Consider the following 18623-nt stretch of genomic DNA (forward strand, 5'->3'; position numbering starts at 1 on the left):
ATTTGTAGGAAAGTCAGGCTTTTGAGATTGTGGGTGTTTTTTGTTATAATGAAAGTTATGAAATCTTATAATACCTTGAATGATTATTATCGAAAACTTTTTGGAGAAAAGACTTTTAAAGTTCCTATCGATGCGGGATTTGACTGTCCAAATCGGGATGGAACTGTAGCCCATGGTGGTTGTACTTTCTGTACGGTTTCTGGTTCTGGAGATGCCATTGTGGCACCGGATGCCCCTATCCGTGATCAATTTTATAAGGAAATTGACTTTATGCATCGTAAGTGGCCAGATGTTAAAAAGTATCTGGTTTATTTTCAAAACTTTACCAACACCCATGAAAAAGTAGAGGTAATTCGGGAACGTTACGAGCAGGCTATCAACGAGCCAGGTGTAGTAGGAATCAATATCGGAACACGGCCAGACTGTTTACCCGATGAAACCATCGAATATTTGGCTGAGTTATCGGATCGCATGCATGTGACGGTAGAATTGGGCTTGCAGACCACCTTTGAAGCAACATCTGACTTGATTAACCGTGCCCATTCTTATGAATTGTATGTTGAAACAGTAAAACGCTTGAGGAAATATCCCAAGATTGAGATTGTTTCCCATTTGATTAACGGTTTGCCCGGTGAGACTCATGAGATGATGATTGAAAATGTCCGTCGCTGTGTTAGGGATAATGATATTCAAGGAATTAAACTGCACTTGCTTCACCTCATGACCAATACACGGATGCAGCGGGATTACCACGAAGGACGTTTGCAACTGATGAGTCAGGATGAATATGTCAAGGTCATTTGTGACCAACTGGAAATCATTCCCAAGCATATCGTCATCCATCGAATCACGGGAGATGCACCTAGAGATATGCTGATTGGCCCTATGTGGAGCCTCAATAAATGGGAAGTCCTCAATAGCATTGAGATGGAGATGCGACGTCGTGGAAGTGTGCAAGGATGCAAGTCTGTAAAACAGGAGTTTGAAAATGAAAAGACCACTTGAGATGGCACATGGTTTTTTGGCTGAGGTTGTGACTCAGGATGATATCGTAGTGGATGCGACCATGGGCAATGGTCACGATACGCTTTTTTTAGCCAAGCTAGCCAAGCAAGTCTATGCCTTTGATATTCAGGAGCAGGCTTTGGAGAAGACGCAAGAGCGTTTGGATCAGGCTGGAATGAAAAATGCCCAGTTAATCTTGAAAGGTCATGAGATACTAGACCAGTTTGTGACAGAAGCTAAGGCAGGGATTTTTAATCTTGGTTATTTACCTTCTGCTGACAAATCAGTCATCACCCGACCTCAGACTACCATTGAGGCTTTAGAGAAGCTTTGTCATTTGCTTGTCAAAGGGGGACGGATTGCCATCATGATTTACTATGGTCATGAGGGAGGAGACATTGAAAGGGATGCTGTTTTGGACTTTGTTAGCCAGTTGAACCAACAAGAGTATACAGTTGCCATTTATCGGACTCTCAACCAAGTTAACAATCCACCGTTTTTAGTTATGATTGAAAAATTAGAAAGGTATAGACATGGATAAACAATACCTTCGTGAGAAATTAGAGGCTATGCGCCAAAATTTTGTCGAGTCAACGCATCACGAGCGAGCAGTCGGGGTGCTCGACGAAGCACATATGAGCAAGAAAATGCTCAAAATCAAGAAAAAATTAGTGGCTCTTGAAATGGAACGGTGCCAGAAAAAAATTGAGCACAAAGACTGTTCCAAGATTGATCAGAAGATCCAAGAGCAGAAGGAGATGTTTGAATTTTGTTGTAAAAAAGACTAAGGAGGGTCTAGATGACACTACTAATTTACCTGATTCTATTTTTATTAGTCTTAATCGTTTCAACTACGACCAATAAACTTTTGCCTTTTTTGCCCCTTCCTCTTGTGCAAATCCTTTTGGGGATTGGGATTGGCTTATTTGTTCCCGATACGGACTTTCATCTCAATACAGAGCTGTTTCTGGCCATGGTTATTGGCCCCTTACTTTTCCGAGAGGCAGAAGAAGCCGATATTACATCTGTTTTAAAACACTGGCGCATCATTGTCTACTTAATCTTTCCAGTAATTTTCATCTCTACCTTGAGTTTGGGGGGCATGGCTCACTTCCTTTGGATGACTCTTCCTTTAGCTGCCTGTTTAGCAGTTGGAGCGGCACTTGGCCCAACAGATTTGGTTGCCTTTGCATCTCTGTCTGAACGTTTTCGTTTTCCCAAACGGGTTTCTAATATCCTAAAAGGGGAAGGACTCTTGAATGATGCTTCTGGCTTGGTTGCCTTTCGGGTGGCACTGACTGCATGGACAACAGGCGCTTTTTCCCTCAGTCAGGCTGGAACTTCCCTAGCACTTTCGATCCTTGGTGGTTTTGCAGTCGGTTTTGTGACGGCAATGATCAATCGTTTCTTGCATACATTTTTACTGAGTGTGCGAGCGACAGATATAGCGAGTGAACTCTTGCTTGAACTGAGTTTGCCTCTCATGACCTTCTTTATCGCTGAAGAAATCCATGTTTCAGGGATTATCGCAGTTGTAGTTGCAGGGATTTTGAAGGCCAGTCGTTTCAAAAAAATCACACTCCTCGAAGCTCAGGTAGATACTGTTACAGATACTGTTTGGCATACCGTGACCTTTATGCTCAATGGTTCTGTCTTTGTCATCTTGGGAATGGAATTGGAAATGATAGCAGAACCTATCCTGACCAATCCCCTTTATAACCCCTTACTACTATTAGTATCGGTTGTTTTGCTGACACTTTTACTTTTTGCAATTCGCTTTGTTATGATTTATGGCTTCTATGTTTGGAGAACACGCCGCCTCAAGAAAAGTCTCCGTAAATACATGAAGGATATGCTCCTTTTGACCTTCTCTGGTGTAAAAGGAACGGTATCTATTGCAACCATTCTTCTCATACCAAGCAATCTAGAGCAGGAGTATCCCCTTTTACTTTTTCTAGTAGCGGGTGTCACGCTATTAAGCTTTCTAACAGGTCTCTTAGTTCTTCCCCACCTTTCCGAGGAACAAGAAGAAACAAAGGATTACCTCATGCACATTGCGATTTTAAATGAGGTCACAGCAGAATTAGAAAAAGAACTGGAAGGGCATAAGAATAAACTTCCCCTTTATGCGGCTATTGATAATTATCACGGTCGAATTGAAAACCTAATCCTTAGTCAAGAAAACAAAAGTGCCCAAGAGGACTGGGAGGCTTTAAAACTCCTCATCTTGAGTATCGAAAGCGATGGTTTGGAGCAAGCCTACGAAGAAAATAGAATCAGCGAGCGTGGCTATCGAGTTTACCAACGTTACCTAAAAAACATGGAGCAGAGTATCAATCGGAATTTCGCTTCTAGAGTGACTTATTACTTCCTAGTTTCTTTACGGATACTGCGCTTTCTACTCCATGAAATGTTTACCTTTGGCAAAAGTTTCCGTAGTTGGAATGACAAGGAGCAACGTCGCCTTCGAGCTCTTGATTATGATCAAATATCCGAGCTCTATCTGGAGAATACGGAGCTGATTATCGAAAGTTTGGAAAACCTAAAAGGAATCTACAAGAGTAGTCTGATCAGCTTTATGCAAGAGTCTCGTCTACGCGAGACGGCCATTATCGGTAGTGGTGCCTTTGTCGAACGTGTTATCAATCGTATTAAACCAAACAATATCGATGAAATGCTAAGAGGTTACTATCTAGAACGTAAGTTAATCTTTGAATACGAAGAGAAGAAATTGATTACGACCAAGTATGCCAAAAAATTACGACAAAATGTCAACAATCTTGAGAATTATTCTCTAAAAGAAGCTGCAAATACCCTACCCTATGATATGATGGAATTAGTCAGAAGAAATTAGTTTAGAAAATCAACTTGTATTAGGAGGATTGCAACATGAAAAAGTGGTGGAAAGAGCTGATGGAACGGCCCTTGTTGAAAGCTTTTTTACATTTTTATCAAGCTGCCGATAGTGAACTGACCAGTGTTGCGGTTGCCTACTATTGGTTGATTTCAATCTTCCCCTTGTTGATGATAGTGGTCAATATTTTGCCCTATTTTCAAATTCCGATTTCAAATTTTTTGCTCACCATCAAGGAATTTGTGCCGGATACGGTCTATGATGTGGTCGCAAAGATTGCCCGAGAAGTCCTGACTCAACCATCGACTGGTTTGCTGAGTTTTGCAGTCTTGTCTGCCCTTTGGACCTTCTCGAAATCGATGGATTTCCTCCAAAAAGCTTTTAATAAGGCCTATGGAGTGGCTAAGAGCCGAGGAATTATCTCCCATCAACTGATGAGTTTACTCGTCAGCTTTGGCTTGCAAATTCTTTTTGCTCTAGCCTTATTTTTGAGTATGTTTGGGCGTATGTTGCTCAACTTCCTCAAAACTTACTGGCAATCAGACAGTCCTTTCTTTGATTGTCTACAAGACTTTACAGACCCTTTGATTTATGCCTTGCTCTTTGCCATCTTGGTCATGCTCTACTATTTCCTTCCAAATGTCAGAGTCCCTCGTATTCGCTACGTTTTTCCTGGCAGTATCTTTGTTTTGCTGACGCTTGTCTTTCTGTTGAATATCTTTTCTGTCTATTTCAATAACTATGTCAACCATCTGGTCGATGTCCGATTTTTCAGCTCCATTATCGTGGTAGTGATGATGTTCTGGTTTATTCTCATCGCAAAGATTTTGATTATCGGAGCAGTTATCAATGCCAGTGTACAGAGTTTGAAGGATCCAAAGTTTCGTGATAACACATTCTTTTTAAAAAATGAAGAATAAAGAAAGACGCTTTGTTTTCAAAGTGTTTTTATTGCATTTGCAACAAAAATGTGCTATTCTATCATCATAGATACGAGGGGAGGAAACATGTCGTTATTACGCGAAATCGGAGTTATAGCCCGTGCCCTAGATTCTATTGCTAATATTGAGTTTCGTGATATTGAACTAGCTCGTGGGCAATATCTTTATTTAGTACGAATCAAGGAGAATCCAGGAATCATTCAAGAAGCCTTGTCGGATTTACTGAAGGTTGACCGTTCGACAGTTGCTCGTTCAGTAAAAAAACTGGAAGAAAAGGGGTTAATAAAACAAGGAATAACCAGTACAAATCGGAAAAATAAAGAGTGGTTTGTCACTGAAAAAGGAGAGGCACTTTATCCTTTTATCCTTGCTGAACATCACTATTCAGAGAATTCTGCCCTAAAAGGATTTTCTAGGGAAGAGGCCAGGGAACTGGAGAGCCTACTAATTCGGGTTAGAAAAAATATTACAAGTGATTGGGATATGGTCAAAAAAGGCCAGAAAAGAAATTATTTATAATAAGAGGTGAAAGATGAAAGTTATCGTTGAAAATGAATTTTGGAGCTTGTTTCCAGAAGCACAGATTAGCGTTTTAGTAGTAAAGGGATTAGATAATACAGTTGATGAAAGCAAGGATCCCTATTTCAAAACCTTGCTAGATAAGGGAGCTAAACGAGCTGAGGATTTCATTTCGGACGAGAATTTTACTCAGAATGATGTCATTCAAGAATGGCGTCAGGCTTTCAGCAAGTTCAAAACGAAAAAGGGTGCTCGTTCTTCGATTGAAGCCCTACTTAAGCGGGTCAGTCAGGGAAGAGAGTTCAATCCCATCAATCCCTTGGTAGACATCTATAATAGTGTCTCTCTATCTTATGCGGTTCCCTGTGGTGGCGAGGATGCGAACAAGATTGTAGGCAATCTTCATCTTGGTCAGGCCAAGGGAGGAGAACCTTTCTTTCCACTAGGAGCTGAAAACGATGCTCCTGCACTTCCAGAAGAACTGATCTATTACGATGATGAAGGAGCAGTTTGTCGTTGTCTCAACTGGAGAGAGGCGCAGAGAACCATGCTGACAGAAGAGACAAAAGATGCTGTCTTAGTGATTGAAGCGATCAATGGTGAACAGGCAAGACGTGCTCGGGCTGCCATGGAAGAATTACAGGACTTGGTAAAGGACTACTTTGGTGTTCAAGGCAAACTGATTCATTTAACTTCTGAGTCCCCAGAAATTACACTTTAAACAGAAATAGCCCCGTCATCTCTTAGGAATAAACTATCCTAAAGAAATGACGGAGCTATTTTTAATAGATAAACATGGCATCACCGAAACTGAAGAAACGGTAGTGTTCTTGAATAGCGTGGTGGTAAGCATCTAAGACTAAGTCACGACCTGCAAAGGCAGAAACCAACATGACGAGAGTTGATTTGGGTAGGTGGAAGTTGGTTGAGAAGGCATCGACAACCTTCCACTCGTAACCAGGCTTGATAAAGATATTGGTCCAGCCAGAATCTGCTTGGATTTGCCCATCAAACTTGGAACCGATGGTTTCCAGTGTACGGATCGAAGTAGTTCCAACAGCGATAACACGACCTCCATTTTCCTTGACAGAGCGAAGGGTGGCAGCTGCTTCCTCAGAAAGTTGGTAGAACTCTGAGTGCATTTCGTGTTCGTCTAGATTGTCAACAGAAACAGGGCGGAAAGTTCCGAGTCCGACGTGAAGAGTGAGATAGACTAGATGGACACCTTTTGCTTGGATTTCTGCTAGCAGTTCTTTGGTAAAGTGCAGTCCAGCAGTCGGTGCAGCAGCAGAACCACTTTCTTTAGCGTAGACCGTTTGATAACGTTCACGGTCATCCAATTTTTCATGGATATAAGGTGGTAGTGGCATTTCACCCAGACTTTCCAAGACTTCTAGGAAAATTCCTTGGTATTCAAAGCGGACAATGCGGCCGCCGTGGGTCAATTCTTCCGTAATGACAGCGCTGAGGCGACCATCTCCAAAGCTGACGCGAGTACCGACCTTGAGACGTTTGGCAGGTTTAGCTAGGACTTCCCACTCATCACCACTAGTATTTTTGAGCAGGAGAAGCTCCACATGACCTCCTGTTTCTTCCTTTTGACCATAGAGGCGGGCTGGGAGAACACGGGTGTCGTTCATGACAAGGGCGTCACCTGGTTCCAACATATCAATAATAGAGTGGAAGTGTTTATCCTGAAATTCTCCCGTATCACGATTGACGATAAGGAGTTTAGAGGCATCTCGTTTTTCCAGTGGCGTTTGGGCAATCAATTCCTCTGGCAAGTGGAAATCAAAATCAGCTGTATTCATTTTTTTCATCATTCTTTCTAACTTCTAATCTTATCCATTATAACACGTTTCAAGTTTGGACGCTCTTTTTTTGGAAATTAAATCGTTTTCACTTGACAAAAATTGGTCTATACCATATAATGGATATAGAAATATGGAGGATATAAAATGAAAGTTATTAAAGTTGAAAATCAAGTCGAAGGTGGAAAAGTAGCTTTTGAGATTTTGAGAGAAAAATTGGCCAATGGTGCTCAAACATTAGGACTTGCGACAGGAAGCAGTCCACTAGAGTTTTACAAGGAGATCGTAGAGAGTGACCTTGATTTTTCAAATCTAACCAGTGTCAACCTTGATGAATATGTAGGGCTTGATGGGGACAACCCACAGTCTTATCGTCATTTTATGCAAGAACACTTATTCAACCAAAAACCATTTAAAGAAAGCTTCTTACCCCGTGGGATTAAGGACAATGCTGAAGCTGAGGTAGAACGTTACAACCAAATTTTGGCTGACCATCCAGTTGACCTGCAAATCTTGGGAATCGGTCGCAATGGACATATCGGCTTTAATGAGCCTGGTACTCCATTTGACAGTCAAACGCATCTAGTAGAACTTGACCAGTCCACAATCGAAGCCAATGCTCGCTTCTTTGACAAGATTGAAGACGTTCCAACTCAAGCCATTTCAATGGGAATTAAAAACATCTTGGATGCCAAGTCAATTATTCTCTTTGCTTACGGTGAGTCGAAAGCAGAAGCAATCGCTGGAACAGTGTCTGGTCCAGTGACTGAGAAACTCCCAGCAAGCAGCCTACAAAACCACCCTGATGTGACTATTATTGCAGATGCTGAAGCACTCAGCTTGCTTGAAAAGTAAAATGACAAGAACCACTTGCTCTTTGGAGTGAGTGGCTTTTTACTTCAAATGTTCACTATTCTGCTAAAGTGGTATAATATAGCTATACAGGGGAGGCACGAACTTTGATTTATATAATCGGTTTTATTTGTTTTTTACTTTTAATGTTACTGTTTTCTCATCTCATTCAGCAATCAAAGAACCCTTCGGGCTTTCTAGGAAAACGAATGATGAAATTGTGGAATCGAGCCTATCTCCCCATGTTTGTATGGGCAATTCGTCATCTGGATAGGACATTTTACCCTGTAATCTTAGATGTAGGAGTTGGAAATGGCCGTTCAACCATCCTACTGAAAGAAACTTTTCCGCAAAGTACTATAACTGGAATCGATATTTCAGATGCTGCAGTAGCTCAAGCCCAACAGATAGAGATAACTAATTTAAATTTTGAACGAAGAGACGTTAGGGAGACAGGATTTTCTGATGAAAGTGTTGATTTAATCACAGCCTTTCAAACTCATTTTCATTGGCGGGACCTAGAGGCTTCTTTTATGGAACTTCGAAGGATACTCAAATCAGACGGGATGCTCTTACTGGCTTGTGAATATAACAAGTTATCTTATTTTTTACCAGAGGTTCAAAGCGAAGAAACATTTAGACGATTCTTATTATCAGTAGGCTTTGAGCTCATAACTAGTCAAAGAAAGGGATCGTGGATCCTTTATAAAATTGTCAAACATTAATGGAGGCACAATCATGAAACAATTATTTTTATGTTCATACTTTGCTGGTGTCAAAAAGCTTTTTAGAGATTATGCAAATGAAAAGAATCTAGATAACAAGGTTTTATTTATTCCTACCGCTGGGAACAAAGAGGATTATACTGCCTATATCGATGAGGCTCAGCAAACATTCATAGATTTAGGCTTTGAGATAAAGGTTCTAGATATTGCTTCTTGTGATCGAGAAACTGCACAGGCAAAAATTTTCCAAAGTAAGATTCTTTATATCTCAGGCGGGAATACCTTTTATTTATTACAAGAATTAAAGAAAAAACAACTCCTATCTCTCATCAAAGAGCAAATAAGAGATGGGTTGGTCTATGTGGGAGAATCAGCAGGGGCTATCATTACAGCCAAGGATATTGACTACAATAAACTCATGGACGACAAGACGGTAGCGAAAGAGTTATCGGATACAGCGGGATTGGATGAAGTGGAGTTTTACATCCTTCCACATTATGGTGAGGAGCCTTTTACTGATAGTAGCAAAAAGACCTTTGAAACCTATAAAAATCAGCTCAGCTTAATGCGAATGAACAATTCACAAGCTGTTATTGTAAATGATAAAGAAATAAAAGTTGTTTCTGAACAGGATTAAAATAATTTTTTTTCGCTATTATGACATCTATTCTAATACGTTGTCCCTTTTAAAAAGAAAAGTGAAGATAATATAAGTTTTGGCAGTTTCCCCTTGACATTTATTCATTTTACGTGTAAAATAGAATAGATCTTGAACTTGAAGGGAGTGAAAAAAATGTCTAAAACAGTAGTACGTAAGAATGAATCTCTTGACGATGCACTTCGTCGTTTCAAACGTGCGGTTACTAAAGCTGGTACTCTTCAAGAAACACGCAAACGTGAATTCTATGAAAAACCTTCTGTAAAACGTAAACGTAAATCAGAAGCAGCTCGTAAACGTAAAAAATTCTAATTTGAAATGAAAGGCTAGAGAAATCTAGTCTTTTTATTTTTAAATAAATACTGTAAATCCTGCAAAAAAAGGAAACTTCCAACTACAATTTGATATAATAGTAGGGAGAACTCGATTGAAGGAGGAAATTATGTCGGTTTTAGTAAGAGAAGTCATTGAAAAGCTCAGACTAGATATTGTCTATGGTGAAGGCGAATTGCTTGAAAAGGAAATCAATACTGCGGACATTATGAGACCTGGTCTTGAAATGACGGGCTATTTTGATTACTATACTCCAGAACGGATTCAACTGTTAGGGATGAAGGAGTGGTCCTATTTGGTCGCTATGCCTGCCCATAACCGTTATCAAGTTTTGAAGAAAATGTTTCTACCTGAAACACCTGCTGTCATCGTTGCTCGTGGCTTGGTAGTGCCAGAAGAAATGTTGAAAGCTGCTAGGGAATGTAAGATTGCGATTTTAACCAGTCGAACATCAACCAGTCGTTTATCTGGAGAGTTATCTAGCTACCTTGATTCCCGTTTGGCTGAACGTACGAGTGTTCATGGTGTCTTGATGGACATCTATGGCATGGGTGTCTTGATCCAAGGGGATAGTGGTATCGGTAAGAGCGAGACAGGCCTTGAACTTGTGAAACGGGGACACCGTTTGGTGGCAGATGACCGTGTAGATATCTTTGCCAAGGATGAAATGACCCTTTGGGGAGAGCCCGCTGAAATATTGAAGCATTTACTTGAGATTCGTGGAGTGGGTATTATTGACGTGATGAGTCTCTACGGAGCAAGTGCTGTAAAAGATTCCTCACAAGTCCAGTTGGCTGTTTACTTGGAAAATTATGATACCCATAAGACCTTTGACCGTCTAGGAAACAATGCCGAAGAACTCGAAGTTTCTGGTGTGACGATTCCGCGTATCCGCATCCCAGTAAAAACAGGACGCAATATCTCAGTTGTTATTGAGGCGGTAGCCATGAACTATCGCGCTAAAGAAATGGGATTTGATGCGACGCGTTTATTTGAAGAACGCTTGACTAATCTCATCTCCAAAAATGAGGTGAAAGATGATTAATCCAGTTGCATTTGAAATTGGTCCCTTTGCTATTCGTTGGTATGCTTTGTGTATTGTAGCTGGTTTGGTTCTGGCAGTCTACCTTACCATGAAAGAAGCTCCTAAAAAGAAAATTCTATCAGATGATATTTTGGATTTCATCCTGATTGCTTTTCCAGTTGCTATTTTAGGTGCTAGACTATACTACGTACTCTTTCGCTTAGATTATTATCTGCAAAATCCAGGTGAAATCATCGCCATTTGGAATGGTGGTTTGGCCATTTACGGAGGTTTGATAGCGGGCGCTATTGTCCTTTATATCTTTGCAGATAGAAAGCTGATTAATACTTGGGATTTCTTAGATATTGCAGCACCGAGCGTCATGGTTGCCCAGAGTTTAGGGCGCTGGGGGAACTTCTTTAACCAAGAAGCCTACGGTGCAGCAGTAGATAGTTTGGATTATTTGCCGGGCTTCATTCGTGACCAGATGTACATTGATGGTAGCTACCGTCAGCCGACCTTCTTATATGAGTCGGTTTGGAATCTGATTGGATTTGCTTTGATTCTGATTTTTAGACGAAAATTAAAGGGAATCAGACGTGGTCATATCACTGCTTTCTACTTGATTTGGTATGGCTTTGGTCGTATGATCATCGAAGGCATGCGGACGGATAGTCTCATGTTCTTTGGTTTGCGAGTTTCTCAATGGTTATCAGTTATCCTTATCGGACTTGGTATTTTTATCATACTTTATCAAAATCGAAAGAAAGCCCCTTTCTATCATACAGAGGAGGAAAAATAAATGTTAGAAGTTGCATATATTCTTGTTGCGATTGCTTTGATTGTCTGTTTAGTCTATTTGACAATCACGATTCAAAAAGCAGGTCGTATGATTGATGAGACAGAGAAGACCATCAAAACGTTGAGCTCAGATGTGAACGTTACCTTGCATCAGACTAATGAATTGTTGGCTAAGGTCAATGTGTTGGCAGACGATATCAATATCAAAGTTGCGACGATTGATCCACTCTTTACTGCTGTAGCTGACTTGTCTGAGTCAGTATCTGACCTCAATCAACATGCGCGTGTCTTGGGTAAAAAAGCCTCATCAGCTGGTTCAAAGACCATTAAGACAGGTGCAGGCTTGTCAGCTCTTCGTTTCGCAAGTAAAATTTTCAAAAAATAAAAAAGGAGAAATCTTATGGGTAAACTATCCTCAATCCTTTTAGGAACGGTTTCAGGTGCAGCTCTTGCTTTGTTCTTAACCAGTGACAAGGGTAAGCAAGTTTGTAGTCAAGCTCAGGATTTTCTAGATAATTTGAGAGAAGATCCAGAATATGCTAGAGAGCGGGTTTGTGAAAAACTAACAGAAGTGAAGGAACAGGCAAGGGATTTTGTGCTGAAAACAAAGGAACAAGTAGAATCTGGTGAAATCACTTTTGATAGTGTCCTTGACCAAGCTAAAAACTGTGCTCGACAAGCGACAGAAGCGTCAAAAGAAACCTTTAACAACCTCAAGGAGCAGTGGCAAGAACAGTCAGCAACTCCAGACGTTGCTGAAGACCAAGAAGAAATCATCATCGATATTACTGAAGTATAAGGTATCACCATCTCTGGTTTTTGGAGATGGTGATTTTTATCTGGAAGCCTGTCTTTGTGGTATAATAAGTACTATGCAGAAAAAACCAACGTCCGCCTATGTGCATATTCCCTTTTGCACTCAGATTTGTTATTATTGTGACTTTTCAAAAGTTTTTATCAAGAATCAACCAGTAGATAGTTATTTGGAGCATCTGCTGGAAGAGTTTCGTTCTTATGATATCCAAAAGTTGTCAACTCTCTATATTGGAGGTGGAACGCCAACGGCTTTGTCCGCTTCGCAATTAGAGGTGCTCTTGGATGGCTTGACTAAAAACCTAGATTTTTCTGTCTTGGAAGAGTTGACGATTGAAGCAAATCCAGGAGACTTGGACGCGGATAAAATTGCGGTTTTGAAACAGTCGCCAGTCAATCGTGTTTCCTTGGGTGTGCAGACTTTTGATGACAAAATGCTGAAAAAGATTGGGCGCAGTCACTTGGAGAAGGATATTTATGAAAATATCGACCGCCTCAAACTGGCCGGTTTTGACAATATTTCCATCGATTTGATTTACGCTCTACCTGGTCAAACTATGGCTCAGGTCAAGGACAATGTAGCTAAGGCTATCTCGCTTGATATTCCTCATATGAGCCTTTATAGCTTGATTTTGGAAAATCATACGGTCTTTATGAACCGCATGCGACGTGGGAAGTTGCCTCTGCCCAAGGAAGAGTTAGAAGCTGAGATGTTTGAGTACATCATCGCAGAGCTTGAGCGAGCTGACTTTGAGCATTATGAGATTTCCAATTTCTGCAAGCCTGGATTTGAAAGTCGCCACAATCTCATGTACTGGGACAATGCTGAGTATTATGGTATCGGTGCAGGTGCTTCAGGTTATGTCAATGGAGTGCGCTATAAAAATCATGGTCCGATTCGCCACTATCTCAATGCGGTAGAGGCAGGGAATGCTCGGATAACAGAAGAACACCTGAGTCAAAGGGAGCAGATGGAAGAAGAAATGTTCCTAGGCCTCCGGAAAAAATCCGGGGTTTCTATGGCACGATTTGAGGAAAAATTCGGACGGTCCTTTGATGGACTTTATGGAGAAATCGTCAGGGATTTGGTTCAGCAAGGTCTCATGCAGATTGACGGTGATCGTGTCCGAATGACAAAGAGGGGTCTCTTCTTGGGAGACACTGTAGCAGAACGATTTATTTTGGAGTAGAACAATGGGCTTAACTTATCAAATGAAAATGAAAATTCCTTTTGATATGGCGGACATGAACGGTCATATCAAACTTCCAGATGTGATTTTGCTGTCCTTGCAAGTATCAGGTATGCAGTCGATTGAACTGGGAGTTAGCGACAAGGACGTGTTGGAGCGCTACAATCTAGTCTGGATTATTACAGACTATGCGATTGACGTGGTTCGCTTGCCTCGCTTTGCTGAAGAGATTACGATTGAAACAGAAGCATTGACTTACAATCGTCTTTTTTGCTACCGCCGTTTCACTATTTATGATGAAGCAGGTCAAGAAATCATTCGCATGGTAGCAACTTTTGTTCTTATGAACAGAGATAGTCGTAAAGTTCATGCTGTCGAACCTGAGATTGTTGCGCCTTATCAGTCTGAGTTTGATAAAAAACTCATCCGTGGGCCAAAGTATGCTAACCTAGAAGACCCGATCAGTAAAGACTACCATGTTCGTTTTTACGACTTGGATATGAATGGTCATGTTAATAATAGCAAATATCTGGATTGGATTTTTGAGGTCATGGGAGCAAATTTTCTAACCAAGTATATTCCAAAGAAAATCAATCTCAAATATGTCAAAGAAGTGCGACCAGGTGGCATGATTGCTTCAGCTTATGAACTCAAGGGATTAGAAAGCAAGCATGAGATTATCAGTGATGGCGAGATCAATGCTCAAGCTATGATTACGTGGCAAGAAATTGAAGGCAATTAGAAAGGACGATATGTCTTATAAAGGTTATTTAATTGATTTAGACGGGACTATTTACAAGGGAAAAGATCGAATTCCGGCAGGTGAGGCTTTTGTTCATGAATTGCAAAAGCGAGAAATTCCTTATCTCTTTGTAACCAACAATACAACTCGTACTCCTGAGAGCGTTCAAGAGATGTTGGCTCAGAATTTTAATATCGACACGCCTCTTTCAACTGTCTATACAGCAACCTTGGCAACCATCGACTATATGAACGACTTGGGACTGGAAAAGACAGTCTATGTCATCGGAGAAGCAGGGCTCAAGGAAGCCATCAAGGCAGCTGGTTATGTGGAAGACAAGGAAAATCCAGCCTATGTGGTAGTTGGACTGGACTGGCAAGTCGATTATGAAAAATTTGTGACAGCAACTCTAGCCATTCAAAAGGGTGCTCATTTTATCGGAACCAACCCTGACCTCAATATCCCGACGGAACGTGGTCTTTTACCTGGTGCTGGTTCACTGATAACCCTTCTTGAAGCAGCAACTCGGGTAAAACCAGTTTATATCGGAAAACCAAATGCTATCATTATGGACAAGGCGGTTGAGCACCTAGGTTTGAAAAGAGAAGAGTTGCTCATGGTTGGGGACAACTACCTGACAGATATCCGAGCAGGAATTGACAATGGTATTCCAACGCTCTTGGTGACGACAGGTTTTACCAAGGCAGAAGAAGTAGCGGACCTGCCAATCGCACCAACTCATGTAGTTTCTAGCCTTGCGGAGTGGAATTTTGATGAAAACTAAACTGACTTTTTGGGGAAGTATGCTCTTTCTCCTCTCCCTGTCTATTCTCTTAACCATTTATCTGGCATGGGTTTTCTATCCCATGGAAATTCAGTGGCTGAACTTAGCGGATCGAGTCTATCTAAAGCCCGAAACCATTCAGTACAACTTTCATATTTTGATGAATTACCTGACCAATCCCTTTAGTCAGATCTTAGAGATGCCAGATTTTCGTTCATCAGCTGCAGGTTTACACCATTTTGCGGTGGTGAAGAATCTCTTCCACTTGGTTCAGCTAGTTGCCCTAGTGACATTACCAAGTTTCTATTTCTTTGTTAGAAAGATTGTGAAAAAAGGATTTCTACCTCTATATCGTAAAAGTATTCTGACTTTAGTGCTATTGCCTCTGGTCATTGGGCTTGTAGGAGTGTTGATTGGTTTTGAGCAATTTTTTACTCTCTTCCATCAGATTCTCTTTGTGGGAGATGATACCTGGCTTTTTGATCCCGCAAAGGATCCCGTTATTTTGATTTTACCAGAGGCCTTCTTCCTCCATGCTTTCCTTCTCTTCTTTGGACTCTATGAAAGTTTCTTTGGTTTTCTTTATTTGAAAAGTCGTAGAATACTTTAATGTGTTGCATTGATAAAACAGTGATGAAGTTAAAAATTCTTACGAGGAGTGAATTAACTTCATTGGAATTGAGTAATTCGTTCGCATACAGTCTATTTTTCTAGAAAAAAATATGCTTTTTTCTAGAAATTGCTAGTCAAGCGCTTTATTTTTTTGTATAATAAGAATAGAAAAGTATAGATAAAGAAGAGAAAAGCATGATTACACTATTTTTATCACCGAGCTGTACATCATGTCGTAAGGCAAAGGCCTGGTTAGAGACGCATAAAGTTCCTTTTGAGGAGCATAACATTATGACCAGTCCTTTAACAAGAAAAGAATTGCAACACATTCTTTCCTTGACCGAAAATGGTACTGATGACATCATTTCAACTCGTTCAAAAATTTTTCAAAAATTGGATATTGATGTAGAGAGTATTTCGGTATCGGAGTTGCTTCAGTTGATTGAGCAATATCCTAGTCTTTTGCGTCGCCCAATTATTATTGATACCAAACGCATGCAGATCGGTTTTAATGAAGATGAGATTCGTGCTTTTCTCCCTCGTAGTTACCGTAAACAAGAATTGAAAGAAGCAACATTGAGAGCTGGTATAGGATAGATGAACAAACAGTATAGTTACCCACTAGATTTGTCGTGGAGCACTGAAGAACTTGCTTCAGTGCTTTCTTTTTTTAATGATGTTGAAGCTGCCTATGAAGATAAGGTAGAAGCAAAAAAACTGCTAGAGTCTTACAAGGAATTTAAGTCTGTCGTTCCGAGCAAAAGTGAAGAAAAGCGCCTAGGTCGCGAATTTGAGACGGCTAGCGGTTATTCCTTCTATCATGCAGTTCAATTAGCAAAAGAAAAAAGAGAAGGGAAGATTTCTCTTGGAAACTAAATTTGAATTTGCCAAGCAGATTGTGCAGGAAGCTGCTGAGTACATTTTGGCTCACATGCAAGAAGATTTGCAGGTTGAGCGAAAGTCTTCCCCTACAGACTTGGTGACGCGTTTGGATAAGGAGGTTCAGGATCTCTTAGTTCAGAGAATTTTGGCATCTTATCCAGAAGACTTGATTTGCGCGGAAGAGGGCTGTTTACGTGCTGCAGTCGGTCAAGGTTCCGTTTGGGTGATTGATCCCATTGACGGTACCAATAATTTTGTTGCCCAGCAGGAAGATTTTGCAGTTATGTTGGCCTATTTTGAAAATGGGGTTGGGAAATTTGGTATCATTTATGATGTCATGAAAGGGGATTGTTACCATGGTGGTGGTGCTTTTCCTCCTTATCGTAATAACGAGCCCTTACTGACTTTTAAAAAGAAACCTCTTAGAGAATTTTTAGTGGCTGGTAACTCAGCTATGTTTGAAACCAATGAGTGGGGCTTGGCAGATTTGGGCCGAGCAGCGTTGGGAGTCCGTGTCTATGGTAGTGCGGCCATTAGTTTTGCCAAGGTTTTATCGGGTCGCCTTCTGACTTATATTACCTACTTGCAGCCATGGGATTACGCTGCGGCCAGTATTTTAGGAGAAAGTCTGGGTTATCGCCTTCTTACGGTATCAGGTGAGCCCGCTGATTTTAAAACGCGTCAGCCTGTCATGATGGTGCCAATCGAGATGCAAGATGAGATTCAGTCCTATATTTATGAAAGGAAAGAAAATTAAATGCAATTTCCAGAAGGATTTGTTGAAAAATATGAAGCGATACTAGAAGATGAGGCAAGAGATTTTCTTGCCTCTTTTAAACAGGAAGCGGTATCAGCTTTTCGGGTCAATCCCTTAAAAGAAAGTCAGCTATCGTTTGCTGATGCCATTCTCCATACACCTTGGGGGTATTATGGTAAAGTTTCTGGGAAATCTCCAGAGCACGTGACCGGTTTCGTTTATTCGCAAGAGCCTGCAGCCCAAATGGTGGCCCAGGTAGCTCAACCAAGTCCTGGTATGAAGGTCTTGGACTTGGCGGCAGCACCAGGTGGAAAATCCACTCAACTAGCAGCTTATCTGGCTAATCAAGGAGTTCTTGTTTCCAACGAAATTTCAAGCAAGCGTGCTAAAATTTTAGTGGAAAATATGGAGCGATTTGGAGCGACAAATGTTGTCGTGACCAATGAATCTGCTGATCGCTTAGCCAAGGTCTTTAAAGGTTATTTTGATGTGATTGTCCTTGATGCACCTTGTTCGGGTGAAGGGATGTTCCGTAAACAACCAGATGCCATGGACTATTGGAGTACCGATTATCCTAGCCAATGTGCCAGTCTCCAAAGAGAAATTTTAGAAGATGCAGTGACCATGCTTGCAGAAGGTGGCCGTTTGGTCTATTCGACCTGTACTTGGGCACCTGAGGAAAATGAAGAAATCGTCCACTGGTTGCTGGATACCTATGATTTTGAACTGCTTCCAGTCGAGCATGTGAATGGCATGGTAGCAGGAATTGATCTTCCTGAAACGGCTCGGATGTATCCTCATCATTTCAAGGGAGAAGGCCAGTTTGTTGCCCACCTGCAGTTTAAGGGACAAAATCCAGCACCTAAATTCAAGGCTAGCAAGAGCAATCTCAGTAGTGAACAGCAGAACTTGTGGCAAGAATTTGCCCAAAAACATCTCAAAACGTCCTTAACTGGTATCTTGCAGACTTTTGGAGACCAACTTTATCTCTTGCCAGAGATGCTACCTGATCTAGGGAAACTCAAAATTGCCCGAAATGGACTTCATCTGGGTACTTTTAAGAAGAAACGTTTCGAACCAAGCTTTGCTCTGGGATTAGCCTTAAAACCAAGTCAAGTTTTGCAAACAGTCGAAATCAAGGATGAGAATTTTGTCAAATATGTGGCTGGGGAGACAGTTCAGCTAGCTGAAAGTCTATCAAATGGCTGGTATCAAGTTGTGGTTCAAGGAAACGGATTAGGCTTTGCCAAGGTAACGGGAAATGTTTTGAAAAATTATTATCCAAAAGGGCTCAGATTCAAGTGAAAAAGCTAGTCAAAG

At 41.0% G+C, this 18623-nt stretch carries 24 protein-coding genes; 23 read left to right on the forward strand and 1 reads right to left on the reverse strand.

Going from position 1 to position 18623, the window contains the following annotated elements:
• The first annotated feature begins 48 nt into the window (after positions 1 to 48).
• From MK403_RS05635 to MK403_RS05665, 7 genes are all read left to right on the forward strand, one after another.
• Entirely contained in the window at positions 49 to 1005 is a 957-nt protein-coding gene (locus tag MK403_RS05635; RefSeq protein ID WP_268709223.1) for a TIGR01212 family radical SAM protein, read from the forward strand.
• Positions 989 to 1546 carry a tRNA (mnm(5)s(2)U34)-methyltransferase gene (locus tag MK403_RS05640; protein ID WP_268709224.1) on the forward strand — a complete coding sequence of 186 codons (558 nt, stop codon included), beginning with the start codon at positions 989 to 991 and terminating at the stop codon, positions 1544 to 1546. The genes MK403_RS05635 and MK403_RS05640 overlap by 17 nt, the downstream gene beginning before the upstream one ends.
• A complete protein-coding gene (locus MK403_RS05645) occupies positions 1539 to 1793 on the forward strand; it encodes a hypothetical protein (protein WP_000361095.1) in 255 nt (84 codons plus the stop codon). The genes MK403_RS05640 and MK403_RS05645 overlap by 8 nt, the downstream gene beginning before the upstream one ends.
• An 11-nt stretch (positions 1794 to 1804) precedes the next feature.
• Positions 1805 to 3859 carry a cation:proton antiporter domain-containing protein gene (locus tag MK403_RS05650; RefSeq protein ID WP_268709225.1) on the forward strand — a complete coding sequence of 685 codons (2055 nt, stop codon included), beginning with the start codon at positions 1805 to 1807 and terminating at the stop codon, positions 3857 to 3859.
• 35 nt (positions 3860 to 3894) lie between these two features.
• Complete coding sequence (locus MK403_RS05655; protein WP_268709226.1) at positions 3895 to 4779, forward strand: YihY/virulence factor BrkB family protein; 885 nt, start codon at positions 3895 to 3897, stop codon at positions 4777 to 4779.
• Between the two features lie 87 nt (positions 4780 to 4866).
• Positions 4867 to 5319 (forward strand): MarR family winged helix-turn-helix transcriptional regulator, encoded by a 453-nt coding sequence (locus MK403_RS05660; protein ID WP_061417117.1) that lies wholly within the window; start codon positions 4867 to 4869, stop codon positions 5317 to 5319.
• Positions 5320 to 5332: 13 nt separating this feature from the next.
• Positions 5333 to 6040, forward strand: coding sequence for a B3/B4 domain-containing protein (locus MK403_RS05665; protein WP_268709227.1), 708 nt, complete (start codon positions 5333 to 5335; stop codon positions 6038 to 6040).
• 61 nt (positions 6041 to 6101) lie between these two features.
• Here MK403_RS05665 and queA read toward each other — a convergent pair whose 3' ends face one another.
• Positions 6102 to 7130 (reverse strand): tRNA preQ1(34) S-adenosylmethionine ribosyltransferase-isomerase QueA, encoded by a 1029-nt coding sequence (gene queA, locus MK403_RS05670; protein ID WP_268709548.1) that lies wholly within the window; start codon positions 7128 to 7130, stop codon positions 6102 to 6104.
• Between the two features lie 147 nt (positions 7131 to 7277).
• Between queA and MK403_RS05675 the strand changes: the two genes are divergently transcribed.
• From MK403_RS05675 to MK403_RS05750, 16 genes are all read left to right on the forward strand, one after another.
• Positions 7278 to 7985 (forward strand): glucosamine-6-phosphate deaminase, encoded by a 708-nt coding sequence (locus tag MK403_RS05675; protein ID WP_268709228.1) that lies wholly within the window; start codon positions 7278 to 7280, stop codon positions 7983 to 7985.
• A 104-nt stretch (positions 7986 to 8089) separates the two neighbouring features.
• Positions 8090 to 8707: a class I SAM-dependent methyltransferase gene (locus tag MK403_RS05680; RefSeq protein WP_268709229.1), complete on the forward strand. Its 618-nt coding sequence runs from the start codon at positions 8090 to 8092 to the stop codon at positions 8705 to 8707.
• Positions 8708 to 8720: 13 nt separating this feature from the next.
• Complete coding sequence (locus MK403_RS05685; protein ID WP_268709230.1) at positions 8721 to 9344, forward strand: Type 1 glutamine amidotransferase-like domain-containing protein; 624 nt, start codon at positions 8721 to 8723, stop codon at positions 9342 to 9344.
• A 156-nt stretch (positions 9345 to 9500) separates the two neighbouring features.
• Entirely contained in the window at positions 9501 to 9677 is a 177-nt protein-coding gene (gene rpsU, locus MK403_RS05690; RefSeq protein WP_000048054.1) for a 30S ribosomal protein S21, read from the forward strand.
• 130 nt (positions 9678 to 9807) lie between these two features.
• Positions 9808 to 10743, forward strand: coding sequence for an HPr(Ser) kinase/phosphatase (gene hprK / locus MK403_RS05695; protein WP_268709231.1), 936 nt, complete (start codon positions 9808 to 9810; stop codon positions 10741 to 10743).
• Positions 10736 to 11524 carry a prolipoprotein diacylglyceryl transferase gene (lgt, locus tag MK403_RS05700; RefSeq protein WP_268709232.1) on the forward strand — a complete coding sequence of 263 codons (789 nt, stop codon included), beginning with the start codon at positions 10736 to 10738 and terminating at the stop codon, positions 11522 to 11524. The genes hprK and lgt overlap by 8 nt, the downstream gene beginning before the upstream one ends.
• Positions 11525 to 11908 (forward strand): DUF948 domain-containing protein, encoded by a 384-nt coding sequence (locus tag MK403_RS05705; protein WP_084857729.1) that lies wholly within the window; start codon positions 11525 to 11527, stop codon positions 11906 to 11908.
• A 15-nt stretch (positions 11909 to 11923) separates the two neighbouring features.
• A complete protein-coding gene (locus tag MK403_RS05710) occupies positions 11924 to 12322 on the forward strand; it encodes a YtxH domain-containing protein (protein ID WP_268709233.1) in 399 nt (132 codons plus the stop codon).
• A gap of 73 nt (positions 12323 to 12395) precedes the next feature.
• Complete coding sequence (hemW, locus tag MK403_RS05715; protein WP_268709234.1) at positions 12396 to 13526, forward strand: radical SAM family heme chaperone HemW; 1131 nt, start codon at positions 12396 to 12398, stop codon at positions 13524 to 13526.
• 4 nt (positions 13527 to 13530) lie between these two features.
• Positions 13531 to 14268 (forward strand): acyl-[acyl-carrier-protein] thioesterase, encoded by a 738-nt coding sequence (locus MK403_RS05720; RefSeq protein ID WP_268709235.1) that lies wholly within the window; start codon positions 13531 to 13533, stop codon positions 14266 to 14268.
• A gap of 10 nt (positions 14269 to 14278) precedes the next feature.
• Positions 14279 to 15052: a TIGR01457 family HAD-type hydrolase gene (locus tag MK403_RS05725; RefSeq protein ID WP_268709236.1), complete on the forward strand. Its 774-nt coding sequence runs from the start codon at positions 14279 to 14281 to the stop codon at positions 15050 to 15052.
• Positions 15042 to 15662 carry a TIGR01906 family membrane protein gene (locus MK403_RS05730; RefSeq protein ID WP_268709237.1) on the forward strand — a complete coding sequence of 207 codons (621 nt, stop codon included), beginning with the start codon at positions 15042 to 15044 and terminating at the stop codon, positions 15660 to 15662. The genes MK403_RS05725 and MK403_RS05730 overlap by 11 nt, the downstream gene beginning before the upstream one ends.
• A 197-nt stretch (positions 15663 to 15859) precedes the next feature.
• On the forward strand, positions 15860 to 16261 hold the full coding sequence (locus MK403_RS05735; RefSeq protein ID WP_004246303.1) for a Spx/MgsR family RNA polymerase-binding regulatory protein: 402 nt from the start codon (positions 15860 to 15862) through the stop codon (positions 16259 to 16261).
• On the forward strand, positions 16262 to 16540 hold the full coding sequence (locus tag MK403_RS05740) for a UPF0223 family protein (RefSeq protein WP_001041968.1): 279 nt from the start codon (positions 16262 to 16264) through the stop codon (positions 16538 to 16540). It begins immediately after the preceding gene.
• Positions 16530 to 17303 (forward strand): inositol monophosphatase family protein, encoded by a 774-nt coding sequence (locus MK403_RS05745; protein ID WP_268709238.1) that lies wholly within the window; start codon positions 16530 to 16532, stop codon positions 17301 to 17303. The genes MK403_RS05740 and MK403_RS05745 overlap by 11 nt, the downstream gene beginning before the upstream one ends.
• Entirely contained in the window at positions 17304 to 18608 is a 1305-nt protein-coding gene (locus MK403_RS05750) for an RsmF rRNA methyltransferase first C-terminal domain-containing protein (RefSeq protein ID WP_268709239.1), read from the forward strand.
• Positions 18609 to 18623: the final 15 nt, after the last annotated feature.

It is taken from the genome of Streptococcus oralis (assembly GCF_026782285.1).
In the GTDB taxonomy this organism is placed as follows: domain Bacteria; phylum Bacillota; class Bacilli; order Lactobacillales; family Streptococcaceae; genus Streptococcus; species Streptococcus oralis_CG.